This is a genomic window from Lacinutrix sp. Hel_I_90 (genome assembly GCF_000934685.1).
In the GTDB taxonomy this organism is placed as follows: domain Bacteria; phylum Bacteroidota; class Bacteroidia; order Flavobacteriales; family Flavobacteriaceae; genus Lacinutrix.
The window spans coordinates 2,964,101-2,990,447 of the sequence record NZ_JYNQ01000001.1; the positions used below are offsets into that span (position 1 = coordinate 2,964,101).

Genomic DNA, 26,347 nt, shown 5'->3' on the forward strand with positions numbered 1-26,347 from the left:
AAAACACTAAAAATTAGTCTTTAGTATTTTGTTATATCGAATTATTATTTACTTTAGCAGTGTATTACATTATGAAAATAGCAAACAACACATATTATAGCTGGTTTTATTTCTTTTTTAACAAAGAGAACGAGACGCTATATATGTAATTGTAAAAACATATATTTAAAACCAAGTCTCGATAATTATATCGGGACTTTTTTTATTTCCAGAATTTAAACTTTTTAAAATTAAATTTTGCTAACTAATCCAATCGAAAGTTGGGTAAATAACAATAAAATTGTGATAAAATCAGTAGCTATACAAGGCGTAAAAGGGTCGTTTCACCATATTGTGTCGCAAGACTATTTTGGAGAAAACATGCAGGTGAACGAATGTTTATCCTTTGACGATACTGTAGACGCGCTTTTAAGTAGGAAAACAGAAGCCGCTATTATGGCCTTAGAGAACTCTATTGCAGGTTCAATTATCCCAAATTATGCGTTGATTGATAATAATAGCCTACACATTGTAGGGGAGTATTATTTAGACATTCAGCATCATTTAATGGCATTGCCAAATCAGGCTATTGAAGCGATAAAAGAAGTGCATTCACACCCTATGGCTTTATTACAGTGTAAGACGTTTTTAAAAAACTATCCACACATTAAGTTAGTTGAAGCTAAAGATACCGCTGAAGTTGCTAAACGTATAAGTAAGCAAAAGATAAAAGGTATTGCTGCAATAGCTAGTAAATTGGCTTCTCAATTATTTGATTTAACCATTCTCGCGGAAAGCATTCAAACCATAAAGCATAATGAAACACGATTCGCAATCGTAAAAAGAAGTAATTCTGAAATTCCAAAAGAAGAAATTAACAAGGCGTCTGTAAAGTTTGAACTCGATCACAAGCGTGGAAGCCTGGCGACTATTTTGAATGTGATGAGTGACTGTAAGTTGAATTTAACCAAAATTCAATCACTTCCAAAAATAGAAACCCCATGGTTGTACGCTTTTTTTGTAGATGTTACTTTTGAGAACTATTCAGATTTTGAAAAAGCAAAATCCATTATGAAAATTATGGCTACACATTTTAAAATATTGGGGGAATATAAAAACGCAAAACACTAATGGAGGTTTCAAAAAGATTACATAGCGTTGAAGAATACTACTTTTCTAAAAAGTTAAAGGAAGTGAATGTCCTAAAAGCCAGTGGTAAGCCAATTATTAATTTAGGTATTGGTAGTCCAGATTTACAACCGCCTGATAAAGTAGTAAAAGCCATTACGGATAGTTTTAAAGATGAGAATGCACATAAATACCAAAGTTACCAAGGTTTACCAGAGTTACGTGAAGCGATTTCAGGTTTTTATCGTACACATTTTAATGTTTTCGTAAATAAGGATACCGAAGTGCTGCCATTAATGGGAAGTAAAGAAGGTATCATGCATATTGCTATGGCCTTTTTAGATGAGGGCGATGAAGTTTTGATTCCTAATCCAGGATATCCAACCTATACTTCAGTAACAAAATTATTACATGCTAAACCTGTATTTTATAATTTGGAAGAAAATAACAACTGGTGTCCAGATATAGCGGCCTTAGAAAAATCAGATTTAAGTAAAGTAAAGCTAATGTGGTTAAGCTATCCGCATATGCCAACAGGAGCAAAGGCAACTAAGGAGACATTTAAAGCGCTTATTGCTTTTGCAAAACGACACCATATTTTATTAGTTAATGACAATCCGTACAGTTTTATTTTAAATGAAGAGCCATTGAGTATTTTAAGCATTGACGGCGCTAAAGACGTGTGTTTAGAGCTTAATTCATTAAGTAAAACCTTTAATATGGCAGGGTGGCGTGTAGGTATGGTTTTAGGAAAAGCGGCGTTTATAAATGCTATTCTTAAAGTAAAAAGTAATATGGATTCTGGAATGTTTTATGGTATACAAAAAGGAGCTATTGAAGCTTTAAACTGCTCGAAATTCTGGTTTGCTAGTCTAAATAGTGTGTATGAGGAACGTCGCAAACTGGTTTGGGAATTAGCAACACGACTTAATTGTACTTTCGATAAAAACGCTGTAGGTTTATTCGTTTGGGCAAAGTTGCCACCATCTTTTGAATCGGAAGCCTTTATAGATAAATTACTACAAGAAAAGCACATTTTTATTACACCAGGAACCGTTTTTGGCTCACAAGGCGAAGGGTATGTGCGGTTTTCTCTATGCGCAGGAAACGAAGTTATTGAAGAAGCAATCTCGAGAGTATGATAAATAATATATACATAATAGGCGTTGGATTAATAGGCGGGAGCTTGGCTTTAGACATTAAAGCAAAAAGACCAGATGCGACTATTTTTGGGATAGATAATTCAGAAGAAAATCTAACGATGGCTTTAGAATTAGGTGTAATAGATATAAAAGCAAGCTTTGAAGCTTTAGATAAAGCCGATTTAGTGATTTTGGCGATTCCTGTTGATGCTACTGTAACAATTTTGCCAGGAGTGCTGGATGCGGTTTCAGATTTTGGCTTAGTAGTCGATGTGGGTTCCACAAAGAAAGACATTTGCAAAGCCGTTGAAGCACATCCTAAACGCCGGAATTTTCTGGCCATGCATCCCATAGCGGGAACTGAATTTTCAGGCCCTAAGGCCGCTATTCACAATTTATTTCAGCATAAAACAAATATCATTTGTGAAGTAGAGAAAACAGCTTTTAAATTACAGGAGAAAGCATTAAATCTTTTTGCTCAAATAGGCATGCGCATGCGTTATATGAACCCCGAATCACACGACAAACACATCGCTTATATGTCGCATTTATCTCATATTAGTGCGTTTATGCTTGGCAAAACGGTGATTGAAAAAGAAAAGAACGAACGTGATATTTTCGATATGGCCGGTTCTGGTTTTGAAAGTACCGTGCGTTTGGCAAAAAGCTCACCAGCGATGTGGACCCCAATTTTTAAACAAAATAAAGACAACGTTATAGAGACCCTTGAGGATTATATAAAGAATCTCACACAATTTAAAGACCTTATTGTGAATGATGATTTTGAAGGTGTTTTTAATGAAATGAAAGATACAAATTACATCAAACAAATATTAAACGGAATACAGTAATAGCCAATAGGGTTTTTAACCTGACAGGTGCAATATAGTAAGGATATGGAAAATAAAAAAGAAATGAGAAACTGGTTGGATGCTATGAATTTGGAGCATCCATTAGTCATCGCTGGACCTTGTAGTGCAGAGACAGAAGAGCAAGTGTTGCGAATAGCACATGAACTAAAAGAAACAGATGTAAGCTACTTTAGAGCTGGGATTTGGAAACCTAGAACACGACCAGGAATGTTTGAAGGCGTTGGCGCTTTAGGCTTAAATTGGTTGAAGAAAGTAAAAGCCGAAACAGGAATGAAAACCTGTACAGAGGTGGCGAATGCAGCCCATGTAAAGCTAGCGATAGAAAATGATGTCGATTTACTTTGGATTGGAGCACGCTCAACAGTAAGCCCTTTTATCATGCAGGAATTAGCTGATGCTTTAGCTGGAACAGATAAGATAGTTCTGGTTAAAAATCCAGTAAACCCAGATTTAGCCTTATGGTTAGGGGGTATAGAAAGATTATATACTGCGGGTATTAAAAACTTAGGGGCGATACATAGAGGGTTTTCAACCTATGAGAAAACAAAATATAGAAATATTCCAGAATGGCAAATAGCTATCGAATTTCAAAATAGATTTCCAGATTTACCGTTAATTAATGATCCGTCACACATCACAGGAAAGCGTGATATGGTATTTGATGTCTCTCAAACGGCCTTAGATCTTAATTTTGACGGATTAATGGTAGAAACACATTTTGATCCGGATAATGCCTGGAGTGATGCCGCTCAACAAGTAACGCCTACTGCTTTGATTCAAATGATGAAGGATTTAAAAATTAGAAAAGAAAGTGATCCTGAAGCAGAATATAATAGTGAGCTAGCTAACTTAAGAGCCCAAATAGACGTTGTAGATAATCAAGTGATTGAATTATTAGGCAAGCGTATGAAAGTTGCAGATGGTATTGGAGAACTTAAAAAGGAGAAAAATGTTGCCGTTTTACAAAGCAAACGTTGGAATGAGATTTTAGGTAAAATGGTGTTAGAAGGAGAAACCAAAGGCTTAAGTGAAGAGTTTATTTTAAAATTATTTAAAGCCATTCACCAGGAATCTATTAATCATCAGGAAAAAGTAATAAAAGGGTAGCTAAACAGATTAAAACATTAATTAATAATGGCATCTTTGTATAAATGACAGGACTAGTATATAAATCTACAGGAAGTTGGTACACGGTTAAAAACCAATTAGGAACCACTTATGAATGCCGTATCAAAGGAAAATTCCGTTTGCAGGGTATAAAAAGCACTAATCCCATTGCGGTTGGAGATTATGTAGATTTTGAATTAGACACAAAGAGTGATCAAGAAACTGGTGTTATTTCTAATATTCATGATCGCAAAAATTATATTGTTCGTAAATCGGTAAACCTGTCTAAGCAAACCCATATTATAGCCTCCAATATCGATCAGGTTTTTTTATTGGTAACTATAGATAATCCCCCAACATTTACCAGTTTCATAGACCGCTTTTTAGTCACAGCAGAGGCTTATGCTATAAAAGCCGTTTTATTGTTTAATAAAATGGATACCTATAATGAAGACACCATTTTAGAAGTAAAATATTTAGCACACGTGTATCGGGAAATAGGCTATGAGTGTATTGAGATCTCAGCTAAAACAGGACAGAATATTGAAAAGGTGAAAGCGCTAATGGAGGGCAAGGTAAGCATGTTTACGGGGCATTCGGGAGTTGGAAAATCGACTCTAGTTAATGCTATAGAACCTACCTTGGACTTAAAAACAAAAGCCATTTCAACGCAACACATGCAAGGGCAGCATACCACGACTTTTGCTGAAATGTTTGATTTAAGCTTCAATGCAAAAATTATAGATACACCAGGTATTAAAGGGTTTGGTGTTGTAGATATGGAAAAGGAAGAAATAAGTGATTACTTTCCAGAATTTTTTAAGTTAAAACAAGACTGTAAATTCAATAATTGCTTGCATATCGAAGAACCTAAATGTGCCGTAAAAGAAGCTTTAGAAAAGGATGAAATTTCGGCGTCACGTTACAGAAGTTATGTGCAAATTATAGAAGGAGACGACCAGCACTATAGAACAGATATCTGGAATCAGGAATAGATGAAAGTAGTCATTCAAAGAGTGTTAAAAGCAAGCGTTACTATTGAAGACGATAAAGTAGCTTCAATTGAAAATGGTTTGCTTGTTTTATTAGGAATTGTTTCTGAGGATACACAAGAAGATGTTAACTGGCTCGTTAATAAAATCACTAATCTTCGTATTTTTTCTGACCAAAATGGCATCATGAATCAATCGCTTATAGAAACTAATGGTGACCTCATTGTTGTGAGCCAATTTACTTTGCATGCCAGCACTAAAAAAGGGAATAGGCCTAGTTACAGTAAAGCGGCAAAACCAGAAACGGCTATTACGCTTTATGACGCATTTATTAAAGCTTCTGAAGCTGTTTTAAATAAACCAGTTCAAACGGGACAGTTTGGAGCAGATATGAAAGTAGAATTATTAAATGATGGACCCGTTACTATTATTGTAGATTCTAAAGACAGGGTTTAGTAATTAACTTTTTTCACCCCTTTTTGTACTGATAAGTCTTATATTTGAGCCCCTAAATTATTCTAATGCGCCTCAAATGTATATTCAGTATTACTTTAATACTATGTTCACTTACCGTTTTTTCACAAAATTATTTGTCTTCATTAACCTTGAAAGAGGAACTTACTAAAGATGCAAATGCTGTAGTAAGGCTAAATGAAACTGAAATTGATATTTTGTCATACGATAAAATGATTGTCAAAAAGCATAGAGTAGTGACGGTGCTTAATAAAGAAGGAGAACGTTATATTGATGCAAGTATTAGGTATGACAAATCGGTTAATATTAAAAAGCTTGAAGCAGTTGTCTATAATCTTTTAGGAGATGAAATTAAAAAGTTCAGAAAAAAAGATTTTGAAGACGTTAGTGTTTATGATGGCTTCTCGATATTTACTGACGACAGAATTAAACACATAAATTACACCGCTACGCAATATCCTTATACTGTTGCGTATTTTGAAGAAACTATTCAGTCTACTACAGCATTTATTCAACAATGGTATCCTTTAGAAGGCTATTATGTAAGTACAGAAGGGTCTAGTATTAAGGTTAATAATGAATCGGGTATTACACTAGTATCTAAAGCTTCAGGATTTGAAGGATTCAATATTTCTAAACATTCTGAATTTTATTATTCGGCAGAAAATATTCCAGCTATTAGATACGAAGCCTACGCACCATCCTTTACTTCTTTTGCACCTCATCTAAAGTTTGCCTTACAAGAGTTCGATATGAAAGGTGTAAAAGGGACTAATACAAGTTGGAAGAATTTTGGAAAGTGGGTAGGAGAAAGCCTAATTAGTGATACACAAGAGTTACCTGAGGCAGTTATTGAAGAAGTTAAAAGACTAACGGTAGACGCCAAAACGGATTATGAAAAGGCTAAAATTGTTTATGAGTTTATGCAAAATAAAACACGCTATATCAGTGTTCAGGTTGGCATTGGTGGATGGAAACCCATGTTGGCAGGAGATGTAGATAGGTTGGGGTATGGAGATTGTAAGGCGTTGTCTAATTATACAAAATCATTGCTCAAAGCAGTTGGTTTAGAATCCTATTATACTTTGATTTATGGCGGTCGTGATATTCAAAATATTGACAAGGATTTTTCTTCTCAGCAAGGCAATCATGCTATTTTAGCGGTTCCTATTCAAGGCGACTTGATTTTTTTAGAATGCACTAGTCAAACCGATCCATTCGGATACATAGCTAACTTTACAGATGATAGAGATGTGTTAATTGTTAAGCCTGAAGGCGGAGAGATTGTGCATACAAGAGCTTATGAAACCAAGGATAATTTGCAAACGACAAAAGCATTCGTGTCTTTTGATGAAAGCGGGAATTTTAAAGCCAAGATTAGTATTGTATCAAAAGGGACTCAGTATGCTTATCACAGCTCTCGAATTGAAAACGAAACAGAAAAAAGTCGAAAGCTTTATTATAAAAATTATTTAGATAACATAAATAATTTAAGCATAGAATCTATGGATTTTGAAAATGATAAAAATGAAATTGTTTTTAAAGAAAGTATCAATTTGTCAGCTACTAAATATGGTGCAAAAGCAGGAACAAGATTGTTGTTGAAACCAAATATGTTCAATAGAAAAACAAGCGTGCCTCCTAGATATCCTAATCGAAATTTAAATGTTGAAATAGATAGAGGATATACAGATGTTGATGAGTATGAACTTACCTTATCTAGTAATCTAAAAATAGAAGCCTTACAAGATAATGTTTCAATCAATAATAAATTTGGAGAATACACGGTCACTTTCGAAAAACTTTCAGAGCAGACTTTTATATACAAGAGAAAGCTAATTATCAATAAAGGAAATTATTCAAAAGAAGATTACAAGGCTTTTAGAGATTTTAATTCTCAAATCGTCAAAAATGATAATTCTAAATTAGTATTAAAACAATTATAAGATAATGAAAGAAAAAATCTTAATATTACTATTGTGCTTTGTTACGGGCATTAGCGCTCAAAATATCAAGTTTGGTAAAGTTAGTAAAGAGGAGCTTGAAGAGCAATTTTACGAAGAAGATAGTACTGCAAATGCAGTGGTGCTATATAGGGAATATTCAACACATTACCCATTTAGACAGGGTGAGGGTTTTATTAGGACAACAGAAGTTTTTGAGCGCATAAAAATCTACAATAATAATGGCTTTAACTGGGCTACCGTTGAGAATAAATTATATAATCAAAACGGAGAGACAGAGGAACACATTCAGGGTTTAAAGGCTTACACTTATAATTTAGAGAATAACAAAATTAAAGATTTTAAGTTAAAAAAGGATGGGGTTTTTGAGGTTGAAACGAATAAATATTGGAAAGAACATAAGTTTATTCTACCTAATGTTAAGGCAGGCTCGGTAATAGAATACACTTATAGAATAGAATCTCCTTTTATGACAATTGATGATATAGATTTGCAATATGATATTCCTGTAAAAAAACAAACGATCAAATTAAAAATTCCAGATCGTTTTACCTTTAATAAAATATTAAACCCAAAAGCCATTTATCAACCAAAATTCACAGAGACTACTGTAAACAGAAAACTGGAATTTACAAATAGTCAAGTTAGTATTAGTAGTGGTGGTAGTGGTTTCCAGACGGGAACAAATAAGAAACAAACCTATAAAGATATTTTAGAAAGGATTACAATAACTGAGGATACTAATATACCAGCATTGAAAAACGAAGCCTATGTAGATAATATAAATAATTACAGAGCTAAAATAACTTTTGAATTTGCTAATGCAGTTGGGCAAAATGGAGATGTACAATTTTTCAATAACACTTGGGAAGATATTGTATCTCGTATTTTTAAAAGCTCAAATTTTGGAGGACAGTTGGATAAAAAGAATTATTTTAAAAATGATGTAGATGCATTGTTACTAGGGGTAGAAGATTCAAAGATCAAGCTTAATAAGCTATTCAATTTTGTGAAATCAAAAGTTAAATGGAATAATTTTATTGGTTACTATTCAGAATCAGGTGTAAAGGAAGCCTACAAAACAGGGGCAGGTAATATTGCAGATATAAATTTAATGTTAGTATCGATGTTAAGATATGCCGGCTTAAATGCAAACCCAGTTTTAGTGAGTACTAGAGATCATGGTGTTCCCATCATTGCAACTTCTAAAGGGTTTAATTATGTTATTGCCCGTGTAAGTATTGATGGAGAAGAAATTCTTTTAGATGCCAGTGATCCATTTGCAGGATTAAACATATTACCTAAAAGAGCTCTAAATTGGCAAGGAAGAGTCGTTAATGAGCAAGGTGCTTCAGATTGGGTAAGTTTAAAACCTTCAACGATATCAAGTAAAAAAATACAATTGAATATTAATATTCAAAATGATTTTTCAATCAAAGGAAAACTAAGAGAAATTCTTTCTAATCATTTAGCATTAAACTATAGAGAAAAATATGCGAAGTCAACCACGGAAACTATCATTTCAGAATTAGAAAAAGATAAAGGAGATTTAATTATTGAAGGCCTAGATGTAAAGAATAGTAAAGATGTAGCGAAACCAATTGTATTAACATACGATTTCATTACAGAAAATGCTATAGAAGCAATTGGAGATAAATTATATTTTTCTCCGTTATTGTTTTTAAACTCAGAGTCTAATCCATTCATACAAGAAGAACGCATATATCCAATAGATTTTATATATCCTCAAGCATCAAAATACAGAATAAGTATTAATCTGCCAGAAGGATATGAAATTGAATCCTTGCCAGAGAATGCAAAATTTTTACTTAATGGGAGTGAAGGTGAGTTCACATATATAATAAAAGGGAATGTAAATTCGATACAATTAATAGTTGATTTCAACCTAAATAAGACAATAATTTCACCAATGGAGTACAATCAATTTAAAGCGTTTTTTGCGTTATCTTTTGAAAAGCAATCTGAGCAAATAGTTCTAGCCAAAAAACAGTAAAATTAGCAATGGCATCACTCTTCGGTCATGGTTTATTGGGTTATACACTTTCTAAAATTGCAGACAATAAATCTAATAGGTTATTAGTACTTCTTGCAATAGGTTCAGCCATTTTGCCAGATATCGATGTCTTGGCTTTTAATTTTAGTATTCCCTATTCGCATCCCTTTGGTCATCGTGGATTTACACATTCCATTGTGTTTGCATTACTTTGGGCAGGAGTGTTGGCTTTAACTGTTGATAAAAGCAGAAAACCCTTGTTTTTTGTAACCCTCTTTTTTGCAACCGTATCGCACGGTATTCTTGATGCTTTAACGACTGGTGGTCGGGGTGTTGGTTTTTTTATTCCCTTTAATATGGAGCGTTTCTTTTTCCCGTTCAGACCAATAAAAGTGTCACCAATTGGTATGAGTAAATTTTTCTCTAATTGGGGATTTCAAGTGATTATTAGCGAATTAAAATATATTGCTATTCCATGCGTCTTGGTTTTAGTATTTTTGTATCTCTTAAAGCGAAAACAATGAATATAAAAAATGCACAACAAGACGTTGATGATTGGATAAAAACACATGGTGTTCGTTATTTTAATGAGCTCACTAATATGGCACAACTAACAGAAGAGGTTGGGGAAGTCGCCAGAATTATTGCCAGACGCTATGGCGAACAAAGTGAAAAAGAAAGTGATAAAAACAAAGACCTTGGTGAAGAATTAGCAGACGTTATGTTTGTCGTTTTATGCTTAGCAAACCAAACAGGCGTGGATTTACAAGAGGCGTTTGATAAGAAATTAGACTTCAAAACTAAGCGCGATCACGACAGACACCATAATAACGAAAAACTCAAATAGATTTTTTTCATTTCCATGAAGGCGGAAATCTTTACATTATGAATTTACATCTCAAAAAAGCAACAATAAACCAACAATCAACCATTCAAATTACGGGTTCAAAAAGCGAGTCTAACCGATTATTACTACTACAAGCACTTTTTCCTGAGATAGGAATAGAAAATGTTTCCAATAGTGATGATTCACAATTAATGACGAAAGCATTAGCGTCAAAAAGTGAGCTTATCGATATTCATCACGCCGGAACAGCCATGCGCTTTTTAACTGCTTTTTTTGCAACACAAGAGGGTAGAACAATAGAATTAACGGGTTCAAAACGCATGAAAGAGCGTCCCATAAAAATTTTGGTCGATGCTTTAAATCAGTTGGGAGCGAAAATAAGTTATAAGGAAAACGACGGTTTTCCGCCGCTAATTATTGAAGGAACGAAGCTAACAAAAAATGAAGTGGCATTAGAAGCTAATGTGAGTAGTCAATACATTTCAGCATTATTGCTAATCGCTTCAACATTAGAAAACGGGTTGGAGTTAACGCTGAAAGGAAAAATTACATCGGTACCCTACATAAACATGACTTTAAGTTTATTAAATGAGATTGGTGTAGAAACTAAATTTGAAAATAATACAATTTCTGTAATAGCGAACAGTAAAAAGGAAATAGCTAAAAACCAGGTAACAGTTGAGTCAGATTGGTCTTCAGCCTCTTATTATTATAGTATCGTAGCACTTTCAGACCTGGGAACAAGCATTACATTATCGGCTTATAAAGAAAACAGTTTACAAGGTGATTCGGCCTTAGCTAAGATTTATAAAGCTTTTGGAGTAGAGACCACTTTTAAAAATCACTCAATAATACTTCGTAAATCTAAGACCATTAATCAGGATATTAAAATCAATTTCGATTTAGCAAATGCACCAGATATCGCACAAACTATAACTGTTTCGGCTTTTGGTTTAGGCTTAGAATGCCACTTAACAGGCCTGCATACCTTAAAAATTAAAGAAACAGATCGGCTAGAAGCTCTAAAAACTGAAATTGAAAAATTAGGAGGTAGCGTTCAAATTACAAAGGACTCGCTTAGTCTTTCGGCTTCGCATAAGATAAATAAAAATATAGCTATTGCTACGTATAACGATCATAGAATGGCTATGGCCTTTGCGCCCTTAGCAATAAAAGTACCATTGGAAATTGAAGATGCAGGAGTGGTTTCAAAATCATATCCAACATTTTGGGACGATTTAAAAGCCATCGGTTTTGAGTTTAATGCCTAATAAAGTTAAAAGAAAGAATACATTATTGCAATTATATGTTTTTTAGATAAGATTGAAATCGAAGGGTCGTGTACTCACTATTGTAGACTAAAATTAAAGCTTAGTAACGGTTACGGCTCTCTTTTTTTATTGAAATGGAGCTAAAATAAGAACAAATTTCATCAATTATGTTAAGATATATTGGGTATTATAAATAATAATCAGTCATTTACTTGACAAGGCCTATCTCGAGATTGTATATTTGTAGCTTTCAAAATAAGATATGATAGACGTAAAAATGAAATTATCGCACTTCAACTTTGAATTGCCTGAGGAATTATTGGCAGAGTATCCAGCCGAAAATAGAGATGAGTCTCGATTAATGGTTTTAAACCGTAAAGAGCAAACCATCGAGCACAAAATGTTTAAAGACATCATTGATTATTTTGATGAGAAAGATGTAATGATTCTTAATGATACAAAGGTTTTTCCTGCGCGTCTTTATGGTAATAAAGAAAAAACAGGAGCAAGAATCGAAGTGTTTTTATTACGTGAGTTAAACGAAGAACAACGTCTTTGGGATGTTTTAGTAGATCCTGCTCGTAAAATAAGAATAGGAAATAAGCTTTATTTTGGTGATGATGAAACATTAGTCGCTGAGGTTATAGACAATACAACATCGCGTGGTAGAACATTACGTTTTCTATACGATGGTTCTTATAAAGAATTTCGCACGAAATTAACGCAACTCGGTGAAACCCCATTGCCAAAGTATATTAAACGAGGCGTAGAAGCAGAAGATGAAGAACGTTATCAAACTATTTTTGCTGAAAATGAAGGAGCAGTAGCAGCCCCAACTGCGGGCTTACATTTTTCTAAACACCTATTAAAGCGTTTAGAAATAAAAGGTGTTGATTTCGCAAAGGTAACACTACATGTTGGTTTAGGGACTTTTAATCCAGTAGAAGTAGAAGATTTATCTAAACATAAAATGGATAGTGAAGAGGTTACTATTAAACCAAAAGCAGTCGAGCAAATTAACACAGCTTTAAAAGAAAGACGTCGTATTTGTGCCGTAGGTACTACTGCTATGCGTGCTGTAGAAAGCGCAGTGTCTTCTAGTCATACACTTAATGAAATTGATGGTTGGACCAACAAATTCATTTTCCCACCGTACGACTTTAGTATTGCAAACGCGATGATTACTAACTTTCATACGCCAAAATCAACATTATTAATGATGGCTTCAGCATTTGCTGGACACGATTTTATTAAGCGTGCCTACGAAGAAGCAGTAAAAGAAAAGTATAAGTTTTACAGTTATGGAGATGCGATGTTAATTATATAACCCGCAATTAAATTGAGAATCTCTTAAAATTATTGAGATTTTATTCCAAACTAAAAAGCAATTATTAGCCTCTTCTTTTTTTAAAAGTTGAGGCTTTTTTATTATTCGCAATTCAAAAATCGTAATTCTTTAATGCTTTCACTATTTTTGCACTACAATGGACGTTAAGAAAAAAGACATAAGAGCATTAACCAAAGAGCAACTACGCGATTTCTTCATTAAAGAAGGCGATGAAGCCTTTCGTGGTAATCAGGTTTACGAATGGTTATGGAGTAAAAGCGCGTATTCATTTGAGGATATGACTAATATCTCTAAAGAAACGCGACAAATGTTGGAAGACAATTTTGTGATTAATCACATTAAAGTTGATACAATGCAACGCAGTAGCGATGGAACGGTTAAGAATGCCGTACGATTGCATGATGGCTTAATTGTGGAATCTGTTCTAATTCCAACACCAACACGAACAACAGCTTGTGTTTCTAGCCAAGTTGGTTGCAGTTTAGACTGCTCATTTTGTGCAACATCACGTTTAAAACGGATGCGAAACTTAAATCCAGATGAGATTTATGATCAGGTAGTCGCCATAGATAACGAAAGTAGACTTTATTTTAATAGGCCATTAAGTAATATCGTATTTATGGGCATGGGGGAACCACTCATGAACTATAATAATGTGATAAAAGCCATAGATAAAATCACCTCGCCAGAAGGTCTAGGCATGTCACCAAAGCGGATTGTGGTCTCAACTTCGGGTGTGCCAAAGATGATTAAAAAAATGGCAGATGATGAGGTGAAATTTAACTTAGCAGTTTCTTTACACTCAGCAATAGATGAAGTGAGAACCTCTATTATGCCATTTAATGAAACCTTTCCGCTTAAAGATTTACAAGAAGCATTAGAATATTGGTATGAGAAAACAAAAAAGGCCATTACCTACGAGTATATAGTTTGGAAAGGTATAAATGATAGCCTTAAAGATATAGAGGCCTTAGTGAAGTTTTGTAAGTACGTACCATGTAAAGTGAATATTATAGAGTATAATCCTATTGATGATGGCGCATTTCAACAAGCATCAAATCAGGCGATAGAGGATTATATTCGTGTTTTAGAACGTAATAATATTGTGGTTAATGTACGCAGAAGTCGTGGTAAAGATATTGATGCAGCCTGTGGGCAATTGGCAAATAAAAGTTAAAATTTTAAATATCATTTAGTGAAGTTCTATCTTTAGTAACCTGTGAAAATAACCGAACAAATAAAAGAACCCATTGCTTACGAAATGGAGCTTTTCGAACAAAAGTTTCGTTTAGCTATGGCTTCTAAAGTGGCGTTGCTTAATCGTATTACTCACTATATAGTGAATAGAAAAGGCAAACAAATGCGACCCATGTTTGTTTTTCTCGTTGCTAAAATGGTTTCTAATGGAGAGGTTTTTGATCGTACCTATCGTGGCGCTTCCGTTATAGAATTGATACATACAGCGACATTAGTTCACGACGATGTGGTTGACGATAGTAATAAACGTCGTGGTTTCTTTTCTATTAATGCACTGTGGAAAAATAAAATTGCCGTTCTTATAGGTGATTATCTACTGTCTAAAGGCTTATTACTCTCTATAGATAACAATGATTTCGATTTGTTAAAGATTATTTCAGTAGCCGTCCGGGAAATGAGTGAAGGCGAATTACTCCAAATTGAAAAAGCCCGTAAACTAGATATTACAGAAGCCGTTTATTACGAAATTATTAGACAAAAAACAGCAACACTCATTGCTGCCTGTTGTAGTTTAGGTGCAGCGTCTGTTAAACCTGAAGCAACAGATGTAGAAACGATGCGTAAGTTTGGGGAACTTATTGGTATGGCGTTTCAAATAAAAGATGACTTGTTCGACTATGGTTCCAAAAGTATAGGCAAGCCTATTGGTATTGATATTAAAGAACAAAAAATGACCTTGCCTTTAATTCATGTTCTAAATACCTGTACTAAAAAGGAAAAGAAGTGGCTCATTAATTCTATTAAAAATCACAATAAAGATAAAAAACGTGTAGACGACGTTATTGCTTTTGTTAAAAATAAGGGCGGATTAGATTATGCTGTGACTAAAATGAAAGCCTTTCAAGCTGAAGCCATGCAAATACTACAAAACTACCCAGAATCTAACTATAAATCTTCCTTAGAATTAATGGTGAATTATGTGATTGAAAGAAAAAAATAAACTTTTTTTTACTACTTAGGCAACCTTTTACAACACTTTTGCGTCTTTATAAATGAAGACTAAAACTAACTACAGATTTTGAAAGTTATCCAAATCTATAAAAACGAAACGAAGCTCATCAAACGAGCGCAAAAGAACAATCGTGGGGCACAACACGTGTTGTATGAGCTTCATGCGCCAAAAATGTTAAGCGTTTGCCGTTACTATATTAAAGATGTGCAGCAAGCTGAGGAAGCAATGCTCAATGGATTCTTTAAAGTCTTTACACATATTAAAACCTTTAAGGGAGAAGGTAGTTTTGAAGGTTGGATAAGACGCATAATGGTTAGGGAAGCGATTTCATTTTTAAGACAAAAAAAGCAAATTGCATTTGCTACAGATGACGTAGAAGTGCATCAAGAGTACGCAAATAATATTCAAACGGAGATTGAAGTAGATCACCTTCAAAAAATAATTGACGCACTACCAGAAGGCTACAAAATAGTGTTCAATATGTATGCTATTGAAGGTTATAAACATCAGGAAATTGCCGAGATTTTAAAGATAAGCGAGGGCACTTCAAAATCACAATTATTTAAAGCAAGAAGACTACTTCAAGACCAGGTCAGTAAATTAAATACATCAAGTTATGGCACCAATTAAATTTGAAGAAGACTTAAAGGATACGCTTAACAAACGATTGATTAATCCATCAGAGCAAGCATGGGAAACTTTGTCAAGCCGTTTAGATGCCGAAGAGCAAAAAGAAAGCAAAACAGGGTTTTGGTGGTTAGCTATAGCTGCAAGTGTTATTGGTTTGCTATTAGTTGGTTATCCGTTTGTTAAGAACGATGTCACAAACCCGCAATCACCAACGCTTGTTATAGATAACAAAAACAAGCCGAACAAAATAGAAGAGAAGATTACCGTGCCTTCTAAAATAAAGGAGGAACAAGCAAAGAGCGTATTAGTTAATAATGCTATTGAAAAAGCAGAAGATAAAACAACAAATAGTTTAAAAGAGGATAACCAGCGCAATCTAGCTAATACCTCTAGTAAACAAAATAAGGAAGTATTGGCTAGTATTACTATAAATGGAGTGAGTTTAATTGAAAACACTCTTTTAATAGCGCAAAGTAAAAAAGCAGCAGATCATATTTTAGTTTTAAATACAAAACAGGAGCATATTAAAAACAAGGATAATACCATAGATTCATTACTCTCAAATGCGAGACGAGAGATAGCCATGAGTACATTAATTAAAAACACAAACGTACCAATAGATCATAATGCATTACTTCAGGATGTGGAAGACGATTTGGAGGAAACCTTCAGGGATAAATTACTCAAAACGGTACGTAAAGGTTACAGTTCTATTAGAGAGGAAATCGCAGATCGTAACAATTAATACAATCATCAATTAAAATCAATTATAAACAAATCTCTTTGGGTTTTTCAATATAGAAAAACACCAGAGAGGCAAAAAACGAACAGTTATGCAAACAATTACGAGGTATTTATTAGCTATTATTTTAGGATTTTATGTTACGCAATCGGTGGCACAGGATACCATTCAAGAGCAACCAAAAGAGAAGCAAATTGCTGATTTGGAAGCCTTAAAACTGGAGGTTGAAACCGAAGAAAAAGCATTTTTAAAAGAAGAAGTAGCTGCGATTAATAAACGTGTGGAGGCAAAAGAAATCACTTATGAAGAAGCAGAAAATTTAAAGCAGGAAGTTGCTAAAAAGCGGGCGTTAAACATAGAAAGTCGTCAAATAATAATTGCAAATCATATCGATTTAGTAAGGCGTAATGGCTATGACGAAGCTATTGGAACCGAAGAAGATAACAGGTTTTTAATAACAATAGGTGCTGGAAAGAAAGATTTTGGTATTAAAGGCAAACAAGAACCAGTAAAATATGACATTCGTACGTCTAACGATTTTGTTTTTGCAGCAGGCATTAACAATGCTATAATAGATGGGCAAAGTTTAAGTGATTCTCCGTATAAGCTAGGGGGGTCTGGTTTTGTTGAATTAGGATGGAACTGGAAAACGAGACTATTTAGAGACTCCAATTTTGCTAGAGTTAAATATGGTTTTTCTTTTCAATGGAATAAGTATGATTTAAAGGATAATAAATTCTTTGTTCAAACGGGTAATACGACGACTATCGAAACTTTTCCTTCAGATTTAAAACAAGCAAAATTTAGAACTACTAATTTGGTGTTTCCATTGTATTTTGAGTTTGGTCCATCAAAAAGAGTAGAGAAAAAAGATAGAATTCGTTATTTCACGGATGATCACTTTAAGTTTGGCATTGGTGGCTACGGTGGCTTTAACATAGGTGCTAAACAAAAGCTGTTGTACGAAGAAGATGGAGACCGTGTAAAGCAAAAAATAAAAAAGGATTATAATGTAAACCCTTTTGTTTATGGAGTAGGCGCCTATGTTGGTGTTGGTGATATTAGTTTGTATGCCAAATATGATTTATCAGACACCTTTAGAAATAACACGTTTAAACAAAATAATGTGTCTTTGGGAGTGCGAATAGATTTGGATTAATTTTACTAATGAATACTTATAAAAAAGTCTTTTCAATGCCTTTGAAAAGGCTTTTTTAATGTTTTTAACGCTCTTGGTAATTAGATCAAAAGCTTCGAGCGAGTTGTCTTAATCCTGTCTTTTTTAGTAATTTTTAAAAAAAAAGCATTAAACGCAAACTACCATTGATTAATACGATTAGAATCCAGCTTAATAAAAATAAAGAGTAGAATGGTGAATCCCCAGAGTCCTGAGCCCCCATAACTAAAAAAGGGTAACGGAATACCAATAGTTGGTATTAAACCCATTACCATGCCTATATTAATTAGAAAGTGTAGAAAAAAGATAGCAGCGACAGAGTAGCCATAGACGCGGCTGAATTGAGACTTTTGTAATTCAGCAAGATGAAGTAGTCGTAAAATAAGCAAAACGAAAACCAGTACCACTCCAAAACTACCTATAAACCCCCATTCTTCACCAACCGTACTAAAAATGTAATCGGTGTGTTGCTCGGGTACAAACTTACCTGTTGTACGTGTGCCTTCCAAGAACCCTTTGCCTGTAAATCCACCTGAGCTAATGGCTTTTTCACTTTCTAAGAGGTTATAAGCGGCTTTCTTTTTCATGCTTTCAAGTGTAGCGGCATCTTTTTCTAAACTCAACCAAATGGTAATACGATCTTTTTGATGAAAAGGCAACTGATTTTCATAGACATAACGAACAAGAAAAGCCAGTCCTAGTCCAATAATTAAAGCGAAAATGGGTTTGTAAAAAGGAGGCTTCTTTCTTCGGGTAAAATAGTAACCAAAAACAATAAGTGCGCCAGTTAACATCGTTACTGTCACGCCAAATTTTAATGCGGCTACTGACAAAATGATCAATAATGAACCAATAATTAAATAGATTTTTGGTAAGCCTTCACGATAGAGTACAAAAAAGAAAGCCCCGTAAACCAAAGTGCTTCCTGCATCTTTTTGTAGTAAAATCAAAAAAGCAGGAAGTAAGATGATACCAAACAACCGTAATTGGTCTTTAAAGTATTTAATATCGGTTTGTAAATCACTAACATATTTCGCAACGGCCAAGGCTGTTGCCACTTTAGCAAATTCACTGGGTTGTAAAGTTATACCGCCTAAATCATACCATGAAGTAGCTCCGTTAATATTTTTTCCAAAAATAAAGAGTCCTACTAAGGACAGCATGGATACCAGATAGATGATACTAGTAAACCGTTCGTAAAACTTAGAATCAATCGATAATATAAATATGATAAGTACTAATGAGAGTATAATAAAAATAAGTTGTTTCCCATAAGAATTACTAAAACTGAAATAGTCTATAGTTTCACCAGTTTGCGAAGCTGATAAGATGTTTAACCATCCAAAACCAACCAATAAAAAGAACAGGAGAATAGTGATCCAGTCAAATTTATAATATCTATCAGTCTGTCTCATAATCTGTAGGGAGTGGAATGACTTGTAATTGGGCTTCTCTATTTATCTTAAAGGGTTTTCCGGAATAGGGCTTCGCGTATTCATCTTCTAAACTATGACTCAATAACCAACGCTCTAGATCTTTACGTGTGATCGTCCCGTTTACGTATTTTTCAATCATTAAACTCGCAACTTTTCCAGCAAAACGACTTCCAAAATAACCGTTTTCAACAAAAACAGCTATGGCGATTTTTGGGTTGTCTTTTGGTGCAAAAGCAACAAAAATAGAATGATCGGTCAATTGTACTCGAGTACTATCGATATTTATAAAATTCTCTACAGTACCTGTTTTTCCACAAATCTCAAGGTCTTTTACTTGTAGGTATTGTGCAGTTCCTTTTTTATACACTTGATGCATGCCTTCAATCACAGGCTCAAAGTGTTTTTTATCTATCGTGGTGTATTTTGGGGTTGTAAATTCCAACGGTAGCGTTTCATTTTCAATAGATTTTATAATGTGAGGTGTAAAATAATAGCCGCGATTAGCAATAGCTGCAACCATGTTTGCTAATTGAATAGGTGTTGTTGCCACTTCACCTTGGCCAATAGCATTAGAAATAGTATAGGTAGAATAAAAGGTATTCGGGTAAATACTTTTATAATAGGCTCTATCTGGAATGCGCCCTTTTTGTCCTACGGCTAAATCATTATGTAAATAGTTGCCCATACCAAAGCTTTGAACATGATTACTCCAAGTATCAATACCAACTGAGGCATTTCCTGTTTTGTCTAAAATACGTCTGTAAGTTGTTGCAAAGTATGCGTTACAAGATTGTTCTATACCACGAACTAAGTCATTACGGGCACCGTAATTACAGTGACATTTCATAAAACGATTTGCATATTTATAGCCACCATAGCAGGTTATTTTTTCTTCTGTACCAATAACGCCTTCTTGTAATCCTACCAAAGCATTCATCAACTTAAAAGGAGATCCTGGCTCGTAAACGCCTTGTAAACTTCTGTTAAATAATGGTTTTGCTATGGTGTCTCTCAATAGTTTATTGAAATTTTTAGAGCGTATTCTGCCCACCAGGTTATTAGGGTCGTAAGTTGGTGCGGAAATCATTGCTAAAATCTCACCTGTACTTGGTTCAATAGCAATAATACCACCGCGTTTATTTTGCATCAACCATTCGCCATAAGCTTGCAACTCTGAATCAATAGTTATTTTAATGTCTTTACCAGGGATTGGCAAGGTATCATAATCCCCATCTTTATAAGGGCCAATGTTACGATTAAATCTGTCTTTCTGAATGAATTTAATCCCTTTTTGACCTCTTAATATTTTTTCATAGGAGACTTCTATTCCTTGTTTGCCTATTAAATCACCGCTTTTATAATAGGCATCTTCGTTTAGCAATGCTTGGTTAACCTCTCCAATATCTCCTAAAACATTTGCTCCAATAGTCGTTTCGTATTGTCTTAATGAACGTTTTTGAATATAAAAACCCTCATATTTGCGCATTTTTTCTTGTAATACTGCATAATCTTCTTTAGAGAGGTGTGATACAAAAACCGATGGTAACCTCTGCGAATAATGCTTTGCTTTTTCAAATTGAGTTAGAAAGCGTGTTTTATCTATTTTCAAAAGTGAGCAAAATTCTAAGGTGTCTAAGGGCTCTACCTCACGGGGTATTACCATGACATCGTATGAAGGTTGATTAGCTACTAAAAGCTTGCCGTCCCTGTCGTACACATAACCGCGCTTTGGGTAGTCATAGACCTTTCTAATAGCATTGTCTTCGTATAAACTATCAGGGTTTGACTGATATATTTGTAAATAGAATAACCGTCCTGTAAATACAAGACCAACGAAAATAACAGTAAGAAAAAGTAATAATTGTCTCATCTTTTATTTGTCCTACTAAAAATTATAGTCACTAAAACACATAAAATAATAGTAAAGATACTAGAGAATAACGTATTTTTTAGGACTAATAGTATTTTTGATAAGTTAAAAAATTCAAGCGAGAATAATAAAAGATGATGGATAAAAGTTAAAATGGTTATATAGGTGATACGTTGACCAATGCTCGCAGTGTTAAACTTTACCGCCTGATATTCATATACGGCGCCAAAGCTTGTTTTTAAAGCAGCGGGTCTTATAAAAGCAATAGTTACCGAAGCTGCTGCGTGAATACCTCCAGAGTCTAAAAACATATCTACAAGTAAGCCTAGTAAAAAACTCAATAGAATAAATAACATCCTGTTGTTTTTTATAGGGTACAAAATGATAAATAAAATATATAAATAGGGATTTATAAAACCCATAAAATTGATTTGGCTCAATACCAAGACTTGCACCAGCAGTAGCACTATAAAACGGACAATATGTGTTGACAATATACTATTCATCTGTCGTTTCTAAAAGTGTTTCAATCGCTACTTTGTCTTTGTTTTCTATTACATAAACATGCTCTACGTTGGTCATGTCGTTAAAAAGGGCGATTTCAATTTCATAATAATTCTCAGCGACATCTAATTTAAATGAAGACACTGTGCCAATTAGAATCCCTTTTGGAAAAATGGTCGAACGACCTGATGTAATAATAGTATCCCCTTTAACTACGGGAGCGATTTTGGGAATTTCTGTGAGCTGAATAAATTTGGGGGATTTAGCATTCCAGTGCAACGATCCAAAGTGATTTGTTTTTTTGAGCTGTGCACTAATACGATTTGTAGTATTTAAAACCGAAATTACAGTGGCATAATTTTTATTTGTGTTTTCTATAATACCAACAATACCCTTTGAAGAGACGACCCCTAAATCTTGCTTAACACTGTCTTTCTTACCTTTATTTATTAAAAGAACGTTATTTGTAAAAGCGTAGTTATTTCTAATAACCAATGCTTCGGTGAATTTATAATTTTTAGCAAAATGCAGGCTGTCTATAGTGGTTGAATCAGAAAGGATCTCTGCATTAAAAAGAGCAGATCTAAGTCTGTTGTTTTCTTCCTGAAGCAATAGGTTTTGTTCTCTTAGCCCAAAATAAGCACTAATATTATTCGAAACATCATAAATACCACCACTTAAAAAATTTGCAGAGCTAATAAATCTGCTTTTATGGTAACTATGAGACTGAATGGTGAGTGTGACGGCAATAAACAATAAAAATGCAAACAACAGAAACGTTTTGTTTCGCAGTATGAAGTTTACTATTTGTTGCATTTAATTGGGGAGATTTATTTTATCAATACACTCTTGTATTTTGGTATGTTTTTAAGTGTTATTCCTGTTCCACGCACTACAGCACGTAAAGGGTCTTCCGCAATGTAAACGGGTAAATCTGTTTTTTGAGACAAACGCTTATCTAAACCACGAAGCATTGAGCCACCACCCGCTAAATAAATACCTGTGTTGTAAATGTCTGCTGCTAATTCAGGAGGTGTTTGAGATAAGGTTTCCATTACCGCATCTTCTACTCGCAATATAGATTTATCTAGAGCTTTTGCAATTTCACGATAAGAAATTTGTACCTGTTTAGGCTTTCCTGTTAATAAATCACGACCTTGAACGCTCATGTCTTCAGGAGGAAGATCTAAATCTTCAGTAGCTGCTCCAATCTGAATTTTTATTTTTTCAGCAGTACGTTCACCAACATATAAGTTGTGCTGTGTACGCATGTAATAAATGATATCATTAGTGAAAACGTCGCCTGCAATCTTCACCGACTTGTCACATACAATTCCACCTAAGGCGATTACTGCAATTTCTGTGGTTCCACCTCCAATGTCTACAATCATATTTCCTTTAGGCTGCATAATATCGATGCCAATACCAATAGCAGCGGCCATAGGTTCGTGAATGAGGTAGACTTCTTTACCATTTACACGTTCAGCACTTTCTTTCACCGCACGCATTTCTACTTCTGTAATTCCAGAAGGAATACAAATAACCATACGTAATGCGGGTGTAAATAATTTCTTTTTTAAAGCAGGAATGTTTTTTATAAACATGCTAATCATTTGCTCCGAAGCATCAAAATCGGCAATAACACCATCTTTTAATGGTCTAATCGTCTTAATGTTTTCATGCGTTTTACCTTGCATCATATTGGCTTGCTGGCCGACAGCAATAATTTTTCCCGAAATACGATCACGAGCAACAATAGACGGCGCGTCAACAACCACTTTATCATTATGAATTATTAGCGTGTTTGCCGTTCCTAAATCTATAGCGATTTCCTCAGTTAAGAAGTCAAAAAATCCCATATGTTCGTGTAATTATTTGGGTTAAAAAAAAGTATGTGTAAAAGTAATAAAATTGAGCAAAAAAATACAGTTTATTACACTTTGTTGTATAAATAATTTATAAAGATATAATTTTTTAAAATTACCGTATACTTTAAAGGGGGAAACTGAATAAAAAAAGCCTCAGTTTTAGCTGAAGCTTTAATGAATTTATAATAATGAATACTACTTTTTTTGTTTAGTGCTTAAAATGTCTCGTTCCTGTGAATACCATAGATACGCCATTATCATTACAATAATCGATACTCAATTGATCTTTTATTGAACCACCAGGTTGAATAACAGAGGTAATGCCAGCCTTATCGGCAATTTCAACACAGTCAGGAAACGGAAAAAAAGCATCACTCGCCATCACACTGCCTTTTAAATCAAAATTGAAAGCTTGTGCTTTGTGAATGGCTTGATTTAAGGCGTCTACACGACTGGTTTGTCCGGTGCCACTAGCACATAATTGTTTGTCTTTCACTAAAACAATCGTATTCGACTTCGTATGTTTACAAATTTTTGAAGCAAAAATTAAATCATCTAACTCTGCAGATGTGGGCGCTTTTTCTGTTGCTTTTGTAGTGTTTTCTTTTTGGTCTGTGACCGTATTTCTATCTTGAACTAAGACACCGTTCAAACAGGTTCTTACGGTTGTTTGTGCTAATGCTGCCTCTTTTAAAACTAAAAGAATACGATTCTTTTTTCCTTTTAGGATTGTTTCAGCTTCAGTTGAAAATGAAGGTGCAATAACCACTTCACAAAATAAGTTATGAATGTCTTCTGCTGTAGCGGCATCAATTTCAGAATTTGCAATTAAAACACCACCAAACGCAGAAACAGGATCGCCAGCTAAAGCATCAACATAAGCTTGGTGCAAAGTGTCGCGTTGTGCTAAACCACAGGCATTGTTATGTTTTAAAATAGCAAAAGTTGGTGCGTCATTTTTAAATTCGTCCATTAAATTCACAGCGGCATCAACATCTAAAAGGTTGTTATAGCTTAATTCTTTACCATGAAGTTGTGTGAACATGGCCTCAAAATCGCCAAAGAAAAAACCACGTTGATGTGGGTTTTCACCATAGCGTAATACTTTTCCGTCGGTTTCAGAAATTTTTAAAGTTGGAATCTCTTGGTTTTTATTGAAGTAATTAAAGATTGCCGAGTCATAATGTGACGACACATTAAAGGCTTTTGCTGCAAATGTTTTTCTGTCGTCTTCAGATAAATTGCCTTTTTTGTCTGTAATTAATTCTAAAAACTGAGCATAATCATTAACAGAAGAGACGCAAATAACATCTGCATAGTTTTTAGCCGCTGCACGAATTAATGAAATACCGCCAATGTCTATTTTTTCAATAATATCTTGGTTACTTGCTCCAGAAGCCACTGTTTTTTCAAAAGGGTATAAATCTACAATCACCACATCAATTTGCGGTATGTTATATTCTTTCATCTCTGTAACATCGCCGTCGTGATTCTGCCGGTTGAGAATACCTCCAAATACTTTAGGGTGTAATGTTTTTACACGGCCGCCAAGAATAGAAGGATACGAGGTTACTTCTTCAACAGGAACGACTTTGATTCCTAGATCATTAATGAATTTTTCGGTGCCACCAGTAGAATAGATAGTAACGCCTTGTTGGTCTAGTTCTTTAACAATTGGTGCTAAGCCTTCTTTGCTAAATACAGAAATTAATGCAGATTTAATTGTTTTGTTATTGCTCATTAGTAGTTGTGTTAATAAGCCGTCAAATTTACGCAAAAGGAAGTAGTTTTTTTAAAAAATGGTAATGTCTTTTTAACTAAAAGTGGGAGTTATTAACAAGAGTTGTCAATACTTAAAAAACACTCTATATTTTAGAGCATGGGACTTAAGTAGAAAAGAACTTTGGGGTAGTACATAGACAATAGGCTATTCCATGCTTATGTAGTGCTGTTAATTTTGTTTTTGCTAACGGAGTTTATACTTATTTTAATAAATAGAACTCTAGGATGGAAGTGTCTTCTAACGTCTATAGATGTTATCTTAACCTATTACACTTTAGTGGTTTATTTTAAAGGGACTTTAATCCTTTTACTTTGTAAAAAAATAACAAATAGAACCTTATCAGGAGTTTTTATTACTTCTTTGGGAATAGTTTTTTTGTATGATAATACTGATGAGGTGAATTATCTGATTATTGGTTATTTCAAGTTATTTATTCTTGTTGTTTTTTTATTCCTTTTCTTTTCGGCTTTCTTTAAAAGGGAATTAAAAAGGGACTAAATTATTTCAGAAACCTTTTCACAAACAAACTCTAAGAAGCGCTCATCGGCTTCAGTAAAAGGGTCTGGTGTGTTCGAATCAATATCGATTTGTCCAATATTTTCTCCATTAACAAAAATAGGGATCACTATTTCTGCCTTCACAGTAATACTACAGGCGATATAGTTGTCTTGCGCTGCAACGTCTGGGACAACAAAATTCTTATTACTAAGCGCTACTTGCCCGCAAATACCCTTTCCAAACGGAATAATGGTGTGATCTGTAGGCTCGCCTACATAAGGCCCTAATTTTAATTCATTTTTATCACCATTCTTAAAATAAAAGCCCACCCAATTATAATGCTCTATATTGGCTTCAAGAAGTTCGCAGATTTGCATTAAACGTTGATTGACTGTTTTTTCGGTATTGGAAAGAATAGTTTCAGCTTGTAGTTTTAATGTGTCAAAAGTCATTGTGATAAAAATTTTGGTAAAAGTATTTAAAAAGGCTTAA

24 protein-coding genes are annotated in these 26,347 nt (G+C 34.2%); 17 read left to right on the forward strand and 7 right to left on the reverse strand.

The window, feature by feature from the left end:
- The first annotated feature begins 282 nt into the window (after nt 1–282).
- From GQ46_RS13035 to GQ46_RS13115, 17 genes are all read left to right on the forward strand, one after another.
- Entirely contained in the window at nt 283–1,110 is an 828-nt protein-coding gene (locus tag GQ46_RS13035; protein ID WP_044405063.1) for a prephenate dehydratase, read from the forward strand.
- Nucleotides 1,110–2,249: a pyridoxal phosphate-dependent aminotransferase gene (locus GQ46_RS13040; RefSeq protein ID WP_044402815.1), complete on the forward strand. Its 1,140-nt coding sequence runs from the start codon at nt 1,110–1,112 to the stop codon at nt 2,247–2,249. The genes GQ46_RS13035 and GQ46_RS13040 overlap by 1 nt, the downstream gene beginning before the upstream one ends.
- Nucleotides 2,246–3,100, forward strand: coding sequence for a prephenate dehydrogenase (locus tag GQ46_RS13045; protein WP_044402818.1), 855 nt, complete (start codon nt 2,246–2,248; stop codon nt 3,098–3,100). The genes GQ46_RS13040 and GQ46_RS13045 overlap by 4 nt, the downstream gene beginning before the upstream one ends.
- Nucleotides 3,101–3,145: 45 nt before the next feature.
- Nucleotides 3,146–4,228 carry a bifunctional 3-deoxy-7-phosphoheptulonate synthase/chorismate mutase type II gene (locus GQ46_RS13050; RefSeq protein ID WP_044402821.1) on the forward strand — a complete coding sequence of 361 codons (1,083 nt, stop codon included), beginning with the start codon at nt 3,146–3,148 and terminating at the stop codon, nt 4,226–4,228.
- A 44-nt stretch (nt 4,229–4,272) separates the two neighbouring features.
- Nucleotides 4,273–5,223, forward strand: coding sequence for a ribosome small subunit-dependent GTPase A (gene rsgA, locus GQ46_RS13055; RefSeq protein WP_044402824.1), 951 nt, complete (start codon nt 4,273–4,275; stop codon nt 5,221–5,223).
- Nucleotides 5,224–5,676 (forward strand): D-aminoacyl-tRNA deacylase, encoded by a 453-nt coding sequence (gene dtd / locus GQ46_RS13060; RefSeq protein ID WP_044402827.1) that lies wholly within the window; start codon nt 5,224–5,226, stop codon nt 5,674–5,676.
- A gap of 149 nt (nt 5,677–5,825) precedes the next feature.
- The gene (locus GQ46_RS13065) at nt 5,826–7,640 is read left to right on the forward strand and encodes a DUF3857 domain-containing protein (RefSeq protein WP_231567356.1); all 1,815 of its coding nucleotides are present in this window, start codon (nt 5,826–5,828) and stop codon (nt 7,638–7,640) included.
- A gap of 4 nt (nt 7,641–7,644) precedes the next feature.
- A complete protein-coding gene (locus GQ46_RS13070) occupies nt 7,645–9,672 on the forward strand; it encodes a DUF3857 domain-containing protein (RefSeq protein WP_044402833.1) in 2,028 nt (675 codons plus the stop codon).
- Between the two features lie 8 nt (nt 9,673–9,680).
- Complete coding sequence (locus GQ46_RS13075; RefSeq protein WP_044402835.1) at nt 9,681–10,196, forward strand: metal-dependent hydrolase; 516 nt, start codon at nt 9,681–9,683, stop codon at nt 10,194–10,196.
- Complete coding sequence (locus GQ46_RS13080; RefSeq protein ID WP_044402838.1) at nt 10,193–10,519, forward strand: nucleotide pyrophosphohydrolase; 327 nt, start codon at nt 10,193–10,195, stop codon at nt 10,517–10,519. The genes GQ46_RS13075 and GQ46_RS13080 overlap by 4 nt, the downstream gene beginning before the upstream one ends.
- Nucleotides 10,520–10,557: 38 nt before the next feature.
- A complete protein-coding gene (gene aroA, locus GQ46_RS13085; protein ID WP_044402840.1) occupies nt 10,558–11,790 on the forward strand; it encodes a 3-phosphoshikimate 1-carboxyvinyltransferase in 1,233 nt (410 codons plus the stop codon).
- Between the two features lie 277 nt (nt 11,791–12,067).
- Nucleotides 12,068–13,117 (forward strand): tRNA preQ1(34) S-adenosylmethionine ribosyltransferase-isomerase QueA, encoded by a 1,050-nt coding sequence (gene queA / locus GQ46_RS13090; RefSeq protein ID WP_044402842.1) that lies wholly within the window; start codon nt 12,068–12,070, stop codon nt 13,115–13,117.
- Between the two features lie 157 nt (nt 13,118–13,274).
- A complete protein-coding gene (rlmN, locus tag GQ46_RS13095; RefSeq protein WP_044402844.1) occupies nt 13,275–14,315 on the forward strand; it encodes a 23S rRNA (adenine(2503)-C(2))-methyltransferase RlmN in 1,041 nt (346 codons plus the stop codon).
- Nucleotides 14,316–14,357: 42 nt separating this feature from the next.
- A complete protein-coding gene (locus GQ46_RS13100; RefSeq protein WP_044402847.1) occupies nt 14,358–15,335 on the forward strand; it encodes a polyprenyl synthetase family protein in 978 nt (325 codons plus the stop codon).
- A 78-nt stretch (nt 15,336–15,413) separates the two neighbouring features.
- Nucleotides 15,414–15,977, forward strand: a complete 564-nt coding sequence (locus GQ46_RS13105; RefSeq protein WP_044402849.1) for an RNA polymerase sigma factor — start codon at nt 15,414–15,416, stop codon at nt 15,975–15,977.
- The gene (locus GQ46_RS13110) at nt 15,964–16,722 is read left to right on the forward strand and encodes a hypothetical protein (RefSeq protein WP_044402852.1); all 759 of its coding nucleotides are present in this window, start codon (nt 15,964–15,966) and stop codon (nt 16,720–16,722) included. Before GQ46_RS13105 ends, GQ46_RS13110 begins: the two co-directional genes overlap by 14 nt.
- Nucleotides 16,723–16,810: 88 nt before the next feature.
- Nucleotides 16,811–17,878 carry a hypothetical protein gene (locus tag GQ46_RS13115; RefSeq protein WP_044402855.1) on the forward strand — a complete coding sequence of 356 codons (1,068 nt, stop codon included), beginning with the start codon at nt 16,811–16,813 and terminating at the stop codon, nt 17,876–17,878.
- A 158-nt stretch (nt 17,879–18,036) separates the two neighbouring features.
- Here the strand turns inward: GQ46_RS13115 and rodA are convergent, their stop codons facing one another.
- The 7 genes from rodA to GQ46_RS13155 all read right to left on the reverse strand — a co-directional run bounded on the left by rodA (nt 18,037) and on the right by GQ46_RS13155 (nt 26,307).
- On the reverse strand, nt 18,037–19,314 hold the full coding sequence (rodA, locus tag GQ46_RS13120; RefSeq protein WP_369793459.1) for a rod shape-determining protein RodA: 1,278 nt from the start codon (nt 19,312–19,314) through the stop codon (nt 18,037–18,039).
- Entirely contained in the window at nt 19,298–21,202 is a 1,905-nt protein-coding gene (gene mrdA, locus GQ46_RS13125) for a penicillin-binding protein 2 (protein ID WP_044402861.1), read from the reverse strand. The genes rodA and mrdA overlap by 17 nt, the downstream gene beginning before the upstream one ends.
- A complete protein-coding gene (mreD, locus tag GQ46_RS13130) occupies nt 21,199–21,708 on the reverse strand; it encodes a rod shape-determining protein MreD (RefSeq protein WP_044402863.1) in 510 nt (169 codons plus the stop codon). The genes mrdA and mreD overlap by 4 nt, the downstream gene beginning before the upstream one ends.
- A complete protein-coding gene (gene mreC, locus GQ46_RS13135; protein ID WP_044402865.1) occupies nt 21,701–22,522 on the reverse strand; it encodes a rod shape-determining protein MreC in 822 nt (273 codons plus the stop codon). The genes mreD and mreC overlap by 8 nt, the downstream gene beginning before the upstream one ends.
- Nucleotides 22,523–22,536: 14 nt before the next feature.
- Entirely contained in the window at nt 22,537–23,565 is a 1,029-nt protein-coding gene (locus GQ46_RS13140; RefSeq protein ID WP_044402868.1) for a rod shape-determining protein, read from the reverse strand.
- A 217-nt stretch (nt 23,566–23,782) separates the two neighbouring features.
- Nucleotides 23,783–25,315 (reverse strand): bifunctional phosphoribosylaminoimidazolecarboxamide formyltransferase/IMP cyclohydrolase, encoded by a 1,533-nt coding sequence (gene purH / locus GQ46_RS13145; protein ID WP_044402871.1) that lies wholly within the window; start codon nt 25,313–25,315, stop codon nt 23,783–23,785.
- Between the two features lie 536 nt (nt 25,316–25,851).
- Nucleotides 25,852–26,307: a GAF domain-containing protein gene (locus tag GQ46_RS13155; protein WP_044402877.1), complete on the reverse strand. Its 456-nt coding sequence runs from the start codon at nt 26,305–26,307 to the stop codon at nt 25,852–25,854.
- Nucleotides 26,308–26,347: the final 40 nt, after the last annotated feature.

Coding starts and splice junctions, on each gene's coding strand:
- GQ46_RS13075 (WP_044402835.1), top strand. CDS start 9,681: ATGGCATCACTCTTCGGTCATGGTTTATTGGGTTATACACTTTCTAAA.
- mreC (WP_044402865.1), bottom strand. CDS start 22,522: ATGCAACAAATAGTAAACTTCATACTGCGAAACAAAACGTTTCTGTTG.
- GQ46_RS13155 (WP_044402877.1), bottom strand. CDS start 26,307: ATGACTTTTGACACATTAAAACTACAAGCTGAAACTATTCTTTCCAAT.
- GQ46_RS13050 (WP_044402821.1), top strand. CDS start 3,146: ATGGAAAATAAAAAAGAAATGAGAAACTGGTTGGATGCTATGAATTTG.
- GQ46_RS13080 (WP_044402838.1), top strand. CDS start 10,193: ATGAATATAAAAAATGCACAACAAGACGTTGATGATTGGATAAAAACA.
- dtd (WP_044402827.1), top strand. CDS start 5,224: ATGAAAGTAGTCATTCAAAGAGTGTTAAAAGCAAGCGTTACTATTGAA.
- GQ46_RS13070 (WP_044402833.1), top strand. CDS start 7,645: ATGAAAGAAAAAATCTTAATATTACTATTGTGCTTTGTTACGGGCATT.
- rsgA (WP_044402824.1), top strand. CDS start 4,273: ATGACAGGACTAGTATATAAATCTACAGGAAGTTGGTACACGGTTAAA.
- purH (WP_044402871.1), bottom strand. CDS start 25,315: ATGAGCAATAACAAAACAATTAAATCTGCATTAATTTCTGTATTTAGC.
- GQ46_RS13115 (WP_044402855.1), top strand. CDS start 16,811: ATGCAAACAATTACGAGGTATTTATTAGCTATTATTTTAGGATTTTAT.
- mrdA (WP_044402861.1), bottom strand. CDS start 21,202: ATGAGACAATTATTACTTTTTCTTACTGTTATTTTCGTTGGTCTTGTA.
- GQ46_RS13045 (WP_044402818.1), top strand. CDS start 2,246: ATGATAAATAATATATACATAATAGGCGTTGGATTAATAGGCGGGAGC.
- GQ46_RS13140 (WP_044402868.1), bottom strand. CDS start 23,565: ATGGGATTTTTTGACTTCTTAACTGAGGAAATCGCTATAGATTTAGGA.
- GQ46_RS13110 (WP_044402852.1), top strand. CDS start 15,964: ATGGCACCAATTAAATTTGAAGAAGACTTAAAGGATACGCTTAACAAA.
- queA (WP_044402842.1), top strand. CDS start 12,068: ATGAAATTATCGCACTTCAACTTTGAATTGCCTGAGGAATTATTGGCA.
- GQ46_RS13040 (WP_044402815.1), top strand. CDS start 1,110: ATGGAGGTTTCAAAAAGATTACATAGCGTTGAAGAATACTACTTTTCT.
- rlmN (WP_044402844.1), top strand. CDS start 13,275: ATGGACGTTAAGAAAAAAGACATAAGAGCATTAACCAAAGAGCAACTA.
- aroA (WP_044402840.1), top strand. CDS start 10,558: ATGAATTTACATCTCAAAAAAGCAACAATAAACCAACAATCAACCATT.
- mreD (WP_044402863.1), bottom strand. CDS start 21,708: ATGAATAGTATATTGTCAACACATATTGTCCGTTTTATAGTGCTACTG.